Genomic DNA, 9636 nt, shown 5'->3' with positions numbered 1-9636 from the left:
CTTTGGAGAATGGGCCAGTGTCTTTGGTGATGCAAAAATGACGACTGCTCTTCTGGATCGACTCACCCACAGGTGTCATATCCTTGAGACTGGAAACGACAGCTATCGGTTCAAAAACAGCTCTGCAAAGACTCAGCCCAAAAAGGAGAAAACCAAGAACTTATCCACATCGTGAGCACCTTCTGCTCACAAAGAGTGTGGGTCAATATTCGATGGAAAACTCGGGTCAGACTTCAGCGGAATTCAACAGCTTGAGCTGCCGAAGGCCATAGAAATCTCTATTTCTTCGCTTCAGACGTTGAGGAGCGCTACTTTGACGAATGGGAGTCGAGAGTCGACTGACACCATAGTTAAGTGCGTGGAGGTTAGGCGGCCCGTTCTTAAGTACAGAAATGGACTTCTCTTGGTTTATGGCGTTGGCGTAACGACGTCGTCTGCGCCTGTCGCTAGGATTGCGTTGGAGTCTGGCATTGATGATTTCTATAGCGCTGCGTTCTTAATAAATGGCTTCCCCGAACTCATAGGTATCGATAGAAATTTTTATAAGCGCGCTGGAACTCAGGTTGTAAACCAACGAGTACGAAAGCTGGGGATTGATGTGGGTGGAAAGACCACATATGGTGAGATTCTGCAGAAGCGAAGTACGTTACGTCTAAGCATCGACGCCCTTGAGAAAGATGAAGAGCGCGGAGAAAAAAAGTCGGATGAAAAACTTCAATCTAGAAGGTCAGAATTGACGGCTGTCGAGAAGATTTTAGAGGCAATCCCCTTCCGTGTGCTTCAGCCATTCGAGGTTGCTCAACAACTAGATGAGTTTCTATCCAAGGCGAAGCATAAGCTCTTGATCACTACGTCGATGCCTCGTCCATCAAAGTGCTCAACCATGACGTTTCTATTCTTGGAGCAGGCGCTAAAACGTGGCGTTCAAGTTGAAATCCTAATTGCCGACAGACCGGAGGCAGGATTTCTGGAGAGCAAAAATGGGAGATGGCGCGCCTTGAAGCGTCTAAGTGAATTTTCCGCGAGATATAGCAACCTTCAAGTTGGGTTTCTTAAGGAAACCTCTCGGATGATCTTTGAAATGATGTGCGATGAGTCGCGTCTTCTTGTAACGAATGAGCCACCTTTGGGCGAGCGACCACTTCAGCAACTTGTTCGACATTTCACAGGACATTTGATCTTGGGTAAGACACAGGCTGATGCCTATGCGATTGAGTTTTTTGGGCCAGATGCGCTTTCCGTCGTGCAGCGTCTGAAATATCAGAAAGCAATTGAGCGCTCTATACCTCGAAAAATTCCAATGCGGCAACCTAAAAATCTAAAATAAAAAGGCAGGAAGGAACCTTTCTGTCAATGTCACCGGAAAGCCCGCCTTGGCTTGCTCATTTGTTGGCTGATATGAGTTAGTACGACATCTTCTGTACTGCTGCGACGCTTCGTCCGCCGCCCTTTCACCCCGTCTTCACCACCGTCACAAACTCCGTCCCGCTCTCAGGCAGCCAGACCTCCCCAGGCCGGCCCAGGATCTGCCGCACGCTCGCCGCAGCACGCGGCATGGTGATTACCTCAAACTTCTCTGTCGCCGGGTCAAAGCGCAACAGGGCGTTGCTGCTCCACTCTGAGGCCCAGACGATGTCTTTATGGTCAACGTACACGGCATAAATATGCGGCTCGGTGCCGGGGGCCTTCCATGCGCGCCAGCTGCTGGGGCCGGTGCCCAATGCTGGGTCATGCATTGAGAGGTTGCCGCTGTTCCATTCAGATACCCAGATGCGGCCCCTGCTGTCTGACCAGACGCGGCGGGCGCCTTGGCGTGGGGTGGGAGGTTCAACGATGCGTGATTCGCCTGTCTTGCGGTCTAGCTGCGCAATGAATGAGCCGGCCAGTGAGCACCACCAAATATCGCCTTTGGGTGTGGCGCAGATGCCGTAGGGGCCGCGGCCGCGGGGGGACTCTTTCACCGTGACGCTGGCTGTGCGCACATCGACCTTGCCGACGTAACCGCTTTGGCCGGTGAACCAGAGGTTGCCGTCGCCGTCGAAGGCGCAGGTGTTGAGGTTGGCGTACGGTGTGCCGGCGGGAAGGGGGAAGACTTTCACTTCGCGCGAGGGCCAGGCCACGCGGGCTATTGCGTTTTGCCCGCCGTCGGTCAGCCAGGCTGCGCCGTCGGGCCCGGCGATCACGCCATGGGGTGACGAGCCATTGCCCAAAGCCACCAGGTCTGACTTGCCGGTGCGCGGGTCAAACCAGCCGAGGTGGCCGCTGCGCTGGGCCGAGAACCACACGCCGCCGTCGGGTGCGGGGGCGATGTCGTGAATGCCGGTGAAGGTGCGGGCGTTGAGCGGCCACGACTGCAGGCGGACGGTGCCGGGTGTTTGCGCATGTGTGGCGGCCGGCAAACTCAAACCGGCCAGGGCCGCCCAGCTGGGCAGGGCCACCAACGCGGTGCGCCGGTTGATCTGGGTTGGGCCTGATTGCTGGGGAGTGTGGGATGGAGCGGGCGTCTGCAATGCCATGGCAAAACCTCCTGCGCATCTTGCTGCATGCGCTGAACACGATGAACGGCGGTGAACGGCCGGGTGGTATCCCTGGCATTTTGGCGGCAATGCGCGCCGCCATCAAGCGCACTTCAAGTGAACATCAGGCGCGCTTCAAGCTCAGTGCTCGGTCATCGCTTCATGCACGCGGTCTGAATTGGTGGTGCTGCGGGCGCCCTTGAGGTGCATCTCGACGTTGGTGGCCTTGTCGCCCACGGCGGCTACGGCTTCGCGCAGTTGCTCTTCGGTGACGTCCAGCTTCTTGAGCCATTCCGCAGTGGTGGCTTTGTCATTCAGGTTGATGCGCGCAGGCTGTTCGCCTGCATGCGATTGCGGTGTATCGGTGTTTGCCATGGTGGTTGCTCCTTTGCCTGCTAAGGTAAAAGACCACATTAGCGCGCCTGGCCCACCATGGTTGTAGGCCATTGCCGACTTGATGGGTTTCAGTTGGGGAATGGGGCGCATTGGCCGCAAGTCGGGGGTATGGCCTACGCCCCGCGCGCCCTATGTTCCCGCCGAACCGGGCCTCCGCCTTACTTGCCGGCCTGCGACACCAGCACGGGCTTTTCGCGGTAGACCTCGGGCATCACGGTTTTCAGGTTGGCAATCTTGGGCAGGTCAAACCTTGCGATGTAGGGCTGGTTGGGGTGCAGGGTGGCGTAGTCCTGGTGGTAGGCCTCGGCGGGGTAGAAGGCGGCCAGCGGCGTCAGCTGCGTCACGATTTTGTTCGGGAAGGCCTTGGCGGCGTCGAGCTGGGCGATGTAGCTTTCGGTCACTTTCTTTTGCTCGGCGTCTTTGTAGAAAACTGCTGAGCGGTATTGCGTGCCGCTGTCGGGGCCCTGGCGGTTGAGCGTGGTCGGGTCATGCGCCACAGAAAAATAAATCTGCAGCAGCTTGCCGTAGCTGATCTTTTTCGGGTCGTAGGTGATCTGCACGGCTTCTGCGTGGCCGGTGCGGCCTGAGCCGATTTGCTCGTAAGTGGCGGTGGCTTTCTCACCACCTGAATAGCCCGAGACGGCGTTGAGCACGCCATCAGTATGTTGAAACACGGCCTGCACGCCCCAGAAGCAGCCGCCGGCAAACACGGCGGTGGCGGTGCCTGCCTGTGCGGCGGCCGTGGCGTCAAAGGTGGGTGCGGGCAGCTTGACGGCTTTTTCCTGTGCGGCGCTGGTGCCCATACCGCCGCCCACCAATATCCACGTGGCCAAAGCGACTGCGCCCAGGGCAAAAAGGTATTTGTTCATTTCTTAGGCTGCCTTGAAGTTAAGGGCCACGCCGTTCATGCAATAGCGCAGGCCGGTGGGTTTGGGTCCGTCGTCAAACACATGGCCGAGGTGGCCGCCGCAGCGGCGGCACAGCACTTCGGTGCGTTTCATGAAGAGGGTGGTGTCGGTTTCTTCCACCACGGCGTTGCTCATGGCCTGCCAGAAGCTGGGCCAGCCGGTGCCGCTGTCGAACTTGGTGGTTGAAGAGAAAAGGGGCAAGTCGCAACCGGCGCAGCTGAAAACGCCGGCGCGCTTTTCTTTATTCAGCGGGCTGGTGAATGGCGTTTCAGTGCCTGCCTTGCGCAGCACGCGGTACTGGTCGGGCCGCAGCAGCTTTTGCCATTCGGCCTCGGTGCGGGTGACTTCATAAGCGCGCGCGGCCGCGTGGGCGGGTGCGGACGCCAGCAGCCCGCGCAGGCCGGCGGCCATGGCGGCGGAGAGGGCGCCCAGTTTGAGCAGCGAGTTTCTGCGGGTCATCATGCGTTGGCCTCTTTCGGTTGGTTGTTGTATTGCTTGCCGTGAACAGGCGGCACGACGGTTGGTCGGCGTGGCGAGGTGTTTCTTACGGATGACGACGCCCCTGGTGCGAAAGATTGGATGACGCTGTACCGGTTCAGTTCCGTGCGGCGAAATGGCGGGCAGTCTGAAATTGCTATCAATACCATAGCTGTCCGGGCAAATCCTTGTTGGGCTGGAGGCCGATTTGATGCCTGAAAATGGCCTGGAAGGCGCCAAAACTGGCCTCAAAGGGCAAAACAGCGAAAAAACAGGCCCAAAACCACTTCCTGAATGCCCTGAAATGCCTCAAAGGCCGCCCAATTTGCCCCGTAATTTGCTATGAAAATTATAGCAATAATGGCATATAAACATTGGGCCATGGGCCAATTTAATGCCTGAAAAGCGCCTTTCGGAAGTCACGGAAGCAGAACCCGCTTGCTGCTGGCGTTTTCCGCAGCGCCACAGTCCTACAGGCCCGTTTACACCTCCCCTTTAGACTTGCGGGCAATGATGAAACAGCTCCTGACCCAACTTCGCGACTTTGCGGCCACCATTCCTGGCCGCTTGCGCCACCCCACCAAACGCGGCGTGCTGCTGACACTGGCGGCCATTCCGGTGCTGGTTGTGCTGTATGTGCTGATCCTGATCCCGTTCACGCCCAGCATCAACGACCTGCTGAAAGCCAAAACCGCCAAGCCCTCGGTGGTGATGTCGTCTGACGGCCAGGTGCTGGCGGTGTTCAAGCGGGCCAACCGCGACTGGGTGAAGCTCGAAGACATTTCACCCAGCGTGGTGGCCGCGCTGATCGCCACGGAAGACCACCGCTTTTACGAACACCACGGCATGGACATCAAGCGCACGGTGTCGGCCGTGCTGCACACGGCCGCCGGCAAGACGCAGGGCGGCTCCACCATCACGCAGCAGCTGGCGCGCAACCTCTACCCGGAAGAGATTGGCCGTTCGCTGTCGATCACGCGCAAGCTGAAGGAAGCCATCACGGCTTTCAAGATAGAGGCGGTTTATTCCAAGGACGAAATCCTGGAGAGCTACCTGAACACCGTGCCCTTTCTGTACAACGCCTACGGCATTGAGATGGCGGCGCGCACCTATTTCGACAAGTCCGCCAACGAGCTGGACGTGCTGCAAAGCGCCACGCTGGTGGGCATGCTCAAGGGCACGGCCTACTACAACCCGGTGAACAACCCCGAGCGCGCCATGCAGCGCCGCAACACGGTGCTGGCGCAGATGGTCAAGCACGAAAAGCTGCCCGCAGCCCAGCTGGAGGCGCTGAAAAAGAAGCCGCTGCGCATCGACTTCGAGCGCCAGGACGAAGAGCTGGGCTCGGCGCCGCACCTGGCGCAGCAGCTGCGCCGCTGGCTGATCGAATGGGCCGACCGCAACGACTACAACATTTATGCCGACGGCCTGGTGCTGCGCAGCACCATTGATTCACGCCTGCAGGACATGGCCAACAAGGCGCTGGCGGTGCAGGTAGACAGGCTGCAAAAGACGGTGGCCGGTGACTGGCGCTTTAACTCCGGGTGGAAGGCCAAGAGCGGCGCGCCTCGTGAATTGGCCCTGGCCTTCATACGCGACACCGCCGAATACAAGGCCCTGCGCACCAAGGGACAGGCCGACGACCAGGCCATCAAGACACTGCTGGCGGACGCCGAGTTCATGCAAAACCTGAAGGACGACAAGACGCGCCTGCAGGCCGGCTTCATGGCGCTGGACCCGACCAACGGCCAGGTTCGGGCGTGGGTAGGCAGCCGCGACTTTGCGCGCGACCAGTTCGACCACGTGCAGCAGGCGCGCCGCCAGCCGGGTTCGACCTTCAAGCCCTTTGTGTACGGCGCGGCGTTTGAAAACGGCGCCAAGCCGTCCGACGTGTACCTGGACGGCGAGGTGGAAATTCCGCTGGGCAACGGTGCCTTCTGGCGGCCGACCGACGGCGGCGGCCCCAGCGGCGAGATGATGACGCTGCGCCAGGGCCTGATGTTCTCCAAGAACACGATCACCGCGCAGGTCATGGCCGCCGTGGGCCCGGCTAATGTGGCAAAGCTGGCCAAGGCCATGGGCGTGCGCCAGAGCAAGCTCGAAGAGGTGCCCTCACTCGCGCTGGGCACCAGCCCTGTCACGCTGAGGGAAATGGTGGCGGCCTACGGCACGCTGGCCAATGACGGCCGCTATATAGAGCCCGTCCTCATCACCCGGGTAGAAGACCGCAACGGCAAGGTGCTGGAAGCGTTTGAGCCCAAGCTGGCTGAAACCGTGATGCCGGCCACGGTGGCTCAGACGCTGCTGGACGTGATGCGCGGCGTGATTGACCAGGGCACGGGCGCTGCCATTCGCAGCCGTTACGGCATACAGGCCGACGTGGCCGGCAAGACCGGCACGACGCAGGGCAACACCGACGGCTGGTTCATCATGATGCACCCGCAGCTGGTGGCCGGCGCGTGGGTGGGCTTTAACGACAACCGCGTGACCATGGCTGACAGCTATGGGCAGGGCGCCCGCAGCGCGCTGCCGATGGTGGGTGAGTTCTTCCAGGGGGCCATCAAGGCGAAAGTGGTGGATGTGAACCTGCGCTTTGCCGCGCCTGCGGGTTCTGCCGTGACGGACCAGGAGCGCCAGCGCATCGAGGCCCTGTTCAACGGCGCCGAGCCGCCGCAGGAGCGCCAGCCAGGCCAGACCGGTGACGGCGGCATGCCCCAGCCCTTGGGGCAGCAAAGCGTAGTGGGCGCGCCTTCCGCCGACGGCGGCCCGCCGCGCGCGTGGCAGCCGGCACCGGTGATCAAGTACATCACCGTGAACGGGCCCGCGGCAGACGGCACACCCGCACCCGGTGCACCGGGCGTGGTGCTGCCACCCGAGCAGCCGCGGCGCGTGCAGCCTGAAGGTACTGTGGAAAACATGCCCGTCGTGCCGGGCGTGGTGGTGGGTGCGCCCATCTCACCGCGCTAGCGCTGCGCGAGTGCTCGTGGAGTTGCTATTAAATGGATAGCTGCTTGCGCTCGTCTTGATTGGGTTTCAGGCCATTTCTTCTTGAATTATTGCAGGCAATGCGCGGCGTCAGTGTCTGGCTTTACGCGCGGCCTGCGGGCCGGTGTTGACAAAGCTGGCGTTGCCCAGCCCGGTGCCCACCGTCAGCACGGCCCAGCGCTTCACGCCCTGCATGAAGGGCAGCTCTGACAAACCTTGCACCACCGCATCGTTGTGCAGCCGCACCTGGGTGGTCTGGCCGTCCTGGCGCGGCAGCAGTTCGCTGAGGTCATGCGCCAGATTAAAGCGCGGGCTTTCCCAGTTGCCGGGCAGGTTCTGCGCGCCAGCGGCGATGGAGCCGTCGTCGCAGATCATGCCGGGGCAGGCCACGCCGACAAACGGCGCCAGGGTGATGTTTTTTTTGTCGGCCAAGCGCTTGAGTTTTTTGAGCATGGCGGCAATGCCCTGCACCAGGTGTTCGCGGCGGGTGACATCGTCGTCGCCGCGGTGTCCCCACTTTTCCAGGCCCGCCACGCGCACGTCCGACAGGTCGGGCGACTTGTTCAGGCGCGGCCGCACAATGCCGCAGCGCAGGTTGGTGCCGCCAATGTCTACCGCCAGGAAGCCGCCGTATTGCGACAACAGCTCGGGCGGCGCCAGGTGCACCCAGCCGATCAGCCCGCCTTCGTCGGGGTGGTGGCGCAGCGTCATCAAATGCACGCGGGCGTTTTGCTGGTAAAGCAGTTCGGCCGCGCGATCGATGGCCAGTTCGCCCACCAGGCTTTGCTGAAAGCCGCCGCCCACCACAATGCGCTGCACGCCGTGCCATGTGGGGTGCGCCAGAAAACGCCGCACCACGCGCACCAGTTGCCAGGCGTAGTCTTCCGATGCCGCGGAAATCACGGCGGCGGCCTTGCCGTCGCGTTGAAGGAGCAGGTCGAGCCGCTTTTTGCTGATGGCGGGCGTGGGCTTGGTGCCCAGCACGTCTTCACCGCTGATGCGGCGAAACACCCGGCGCCATACGTCCAGCATTTCGCTGTAGGCGACACGGCTGACGGTGTCGCCCAGAAAACGCTCGCCGTCGTGCAGTTCCAGGCTGTAGCCGTTGATCGTCACGGCAGGCAGCTTCAACTGGCCGTGCAACAGGTCGTCGGGCAGGGAAGCGGGGGAGGCTTTGCGCGGCATGTGGGGGCGTGTGCTGTGGTGGTGGAAGGTTTCATGATGCGGGCAAGGCGTGCCGCCGGCTATCAGCCAACGCGCCTGAACGCGTCAGCCAATGGCTGGTGTGCGCGGCGATTTGCGCGCAAAAAAACGGCCGGGAAGAGCCGGCCGATGGTGGGTGGGCAGCGTTCAGTGCTGCTTAACGGCGCAGGGGGTCGCGGTTTTTGTCCAGATCCTTCTGGATATCTTCTGCGTTCTCACGTGCGTCGCCGGCGGCCTTTTGTGCCTTGCCCTGGAATTCACGGGCATGGCCCTTGGCCTGCTGTTCGGCATTGCCGACCAGCTTGCCGGTGTGTTCCTGCACTTCACCGGCAACTTCCTTGATCTTGCCTTTGACCTGGTCCTTGTTCATGGGGTGTACCTTTCGGAGAGAGTTGCGTCATGGAAAATTCCATGCAGTTCAAGATAGCCCGCCGGCCCAGACCGCGCCGAAGGCGTCGGGCCCGTGCCGGTGTCGGTATGTGCCTACAGGGCCGTTCGCTGCGCGCCTGCCACGGGTTGGGAAACAGTTGCAACAGAAAGTTCGTTGCGTCAGGATTAAACTGACGTTGCAGACAATGGACTGGGCTGCGAAGTGACCGTGGAGTGGGGCAGTGGAGTGGGGAAGGAAAAAAAGTCATATGAAGAAGATCGTCGTCGTTTTAGCGGCCTTGGTGTCCGGGGCTTCCCTGTGGGGCGCGCCCGTCGCCCCCACCACATGGTTTACCGTGGTGGGTGACCCGGATGACCCGGCCGTCAACACCATTGAGGTAGACCCGACCCCCATTGCCGCCAATGGCGATATGCGGGCCATGCAGGTGCGTGTGAGCCGCGCGCTGCAACGCACCAGCTGGGACGGCGTGCCTTACCGTTCGTATGTTTCCACCGTGCTGTTTGACTGCGCTGACAAGAGCGCCAAGTACGTCACGCTGGCGTTTTACGTGCAGCCCCTGTGGAAGGGCGAGCCGTACAAAACAGTGACTTACCCCAACGAAGTGGTGCGGCCCATGGAGTTCCGCGACGTGACGCCCAGCCCGACCCAGCGCATCATTCGCGCTGCATGCGAAACCGGCAAAATTACCACCAATTAGCGGCCATGTTGCGGCGCTGGCGGGTTGTGCCCCGCTTGTGCCTTTAGGGCGCTCGGGCTACGA

General features: G+C 61.0%; 10 protein-coding genes. 4 read left to right on the top strand and 6 right to left on the bottom strand.

The window, feature by feature from the left end:
- Nucleotides 1-175 (top strand): ATP-binding protein (locus tag AC1DYR_RS11510; protein WP_477705229.1); only part of this gene is annotated, 175 nt, incomplete at its 5' end.
- A gap of 228 nt (nt 176-403) precedes the next feature.
- Nucleotides 404-1327, top strand: a complete 924-nt coding sequence (locus AC1DYR_RS11505; RefSeq protein ID WP_477705214.1) for a hypothetical protein — start codon at nt 404-406, stop codon at nt 1325-1327.
- Nucleotides 1328-1451: 124 nt separating this feature from the next.
- Here the strand turns inward: AC1DYR_RS11505 and AC1DYR_RS11500 are convergent, their stop codons facing one another.
- The 4 genes from AC1DYR_RS11500 to msrB form a co-directional block, all read right to left on the bottom strand.
- Nucleotides 1452-2516, bottom strand: a complete 1065-nt coding sequence (locus AC1DYR_RS11500) for a Vgb family protein (RefSeq protein WP_477705213.1) — start codon at nt 2514-2516, stop codon at nt 1452-1454.
- A gap of 141 nt (nt 2517-2657) precedes the next feature.
- Nucleotides 2658-2891, bottom strand: coding sequence for a DUF3606 domain-containing protein (locus AC1DYR_RS11495; RefSeq protein ID WP_477705212.1), 234 nt, complete (start codon nt 2889-2891; stop codon nt 2658-2660).
- A 179-nt stretch (nt 2892-3070) separates the two neighbouring features.
- Complete coding sequence (gene msrA, locus AC1DYR_RS11490) at nt 3071-3781, bottom strand: peptide-methionine (S)-S-oxide reductase MsrA (protein ID WP_477705211.1); 711 nt, start codon at nt 3779-3781, stop codon at nt 3071-3073.
- 3 nt (nt 3782-3784) lie between these two features.
- Nucleotides 3785-4282, bottom strand: coding sequence for a peptide-methionine (R)-S-oxide reductase MsrB (msrB, locus tag AC1DYR_RS11485; RefSeq protein ID WP_477705210.1), 498 nt, complete (start codon nt 4280-4282; stop codon nt 3785-3787).
- 528 nt (nt 4283-4810) lie between these two features.
- Between msrB and AC1DYR_RS11480 the strand changes: the two genes are divergently transcribed.
- Nucleotides 4811-7264 carry a penicillin-binding protein 1A gene (locus AC1DYR_RS11480; protein ID WP_477705228.1) on the top strand — a complete coding sequence of 818 codons (2454 nt, stop codon included), beginning with the start codon at nt 4811-4813 and terminating at the stop codon, nt 7262-7264.
- Nucleotides 7265-7372: 108 nt separating this feature from the next.
- Here AC1DYR_RS11480 and AC1DYR_RS11475 read toward each other — a convergent pair whose 3' ends face one another.
- Together AC1DYR_RS11475 and AC1DYR_RS11470 are read right to left on the bottom strand one after the other, a co-directional pair.
- Nucleotides 7373-8467 carry an ROK family protein gene (locus tag AC1DYR_RS11475; RefSeq protein WP_477705209.1) on the bottom strand — a complete coding sequence of 365 codons (1095 nt, stop codon included), beginning with the start codon at nt 8465-8467 and terminating at the stop codon, nt 7373-7375.
- Between the two features lie 175 nt (nt 8468-8642).
- Nucleotides 8643-8855, bottom strand: a complete 213-nt coding sequence (locus tag AC1DYR_RS11470) for a CsbD family protein (protein ID WP_477705208.1) — start codon at nt 8853-8855, stop codon at nt 8643-8645.
- Between the two features lie 268 nt (nt 8856-9123).
- On the opposite strand from AC1DYR_RS11470, the gene AC1DYR_RS11465 reads away from it, so the two are divergent.
- Nucleotides 9124-9573, top strand: a complete 450-nt coding sequence (locus AC1DYR_RS11465; RefSeq protein ID WP_477705207.1) for a surface-adhesin E family protein — start codon at nt 9124-9126, stop codon at nt 9571-9573.
- Nucleotides 9574-9636: the final 63 nt, after the last annotated feature.

This window comes from Polaromonas sp. P1_F9, assembly GCF_056405615.1.
Note: the sequence above shows the minus strand (reverse complement) of the source record. Positions and strands in the feature narration are given on the sequence as shown.